The following is a 1310-nucleotide window of genomic DNA, read 5'->3' on the forward strand; positions in this document are numbered from 1 at the left end:
GCACCCATTTGTTCGCCCTTAGCGTGCAGATACGCCACTTTCGTGTAGTCACCCCTCCTCGTTCAGCTCGCGGACCTCGGCGTTGGTGTGGGTGAGGATGACGCGGGATTTGCCCGGCTCGGCCTGACGCGCGCGATCCCAGCCGTCCACCAGCTCGCCCCGCGCCTGCTCGCGCGTGTCGGCCGCGTGGACCATGCCCTTGCCATCATAGGCGTGGATCGCCTCGCCGGTGCGGCCTGTGGCGAGCGCGCGCGTCGCGTCGCGTTGCCAGTCCTCGCGCTGACGGCGTATCTCGGTGATCTCGGCCGCGCCATGCCGCTCGGTGATGCTGCGGAACGCCGCTCCGGCCTCGATCGCCTGCAACTGCTCGGGGTCGCCTACCATCACGACCTTGGCCCCGGCGTCGCGCGCCTGGCTCAACACACGCTCCATCTGGCGCGAGCCGATCATGCCGGCCTCGTCAACGACCAGCACGTCCCTGGGGCCTAGCTGCTCGCGCCCCTGACCCCATGCGTGTTCAAGGCTGGCGATGGTGCGTGACGCGATGCCTGATCCGCCCTCAAGGTTCTCCGCCGCGATGCCCGACAACGCCGCGCCGCGCACCGTGTAGCCCTGCCCCTCCCACGCCTCGCGCGCGACGCCAAGCATGGCGGATTTGCCGCTGCCGGCGTAGCCGACGACGGACGCCAGCCCTTCGCGCCCGGTGATGTGATCGAAGGCGTCGCGCTGCTCGGCCGACAGGACAAGCCCCTTGGCGCTGGCCGCGCCGATCGCGGCGTCCCGCTGGCGATCGGCGACGCCATGCCCGGCGCGGCCCGCCAGCTCGTCGCCGGCGCTCTCAAGCCGGGCCTCCACCGCGATCATGTCGCGCGACGTGAACCGCTCCTGGTCGCGCCCGTCCCTGCCCAGCGCAATCAGCTCGGGGCTGGAGCGCACCGCCCCCATTACCCGGTCGAACTGATCCTTGCCGTCGCTTTGTCGGAACGCGAACGTCGCAAGGTCGCGGGTGGTGAACGTCGCCTGCTGCCGGGTGATGGCGTCCAGCGCGATCGATGGGTTGGCGATGATCTTCTCGCCATTGTCGCGGGCGATGCGCGTGTGATCCTCGATCCGCTCGGCCTCAAGCCCCTGCTCCGGTCGCCGCGACGCGGCCGGGCCGATTTTGTGCTGCGGCTCAAGCTCGATGCCCTGCGCCTCATAGGAACGGTGATCGATCCGGCCCTCTAGCCCCAGCTCGGCCATGCGTTCGTTGACATGCGCGCTCCACGCCTCGCGCCAGTCCTTCAACAGCTCGGTCGAGTTCCAGTCGC

General features: G+C 69.8%; 1 pseudogene. It reads right to left on the reverse strand.

What is annotated here, in order from left to right:
• Positions 1-57 precede the first annotated feature (57 nt).
• Positions 58-1310, reverse strand: a pseudogene (locus tag AX709_RS17925) (AAA family ATPase); the annotation flags it as partial.

The organism is Sphingomonas sp. CCH15-F11, from assembly GCF_001557005.1.
Taxonomy (GTDB): Bacteria; Pseudomonadota; Alphaproteobacteria; order Sphingomonadales; family Sphingomonadaceae; genus Sphingomonas.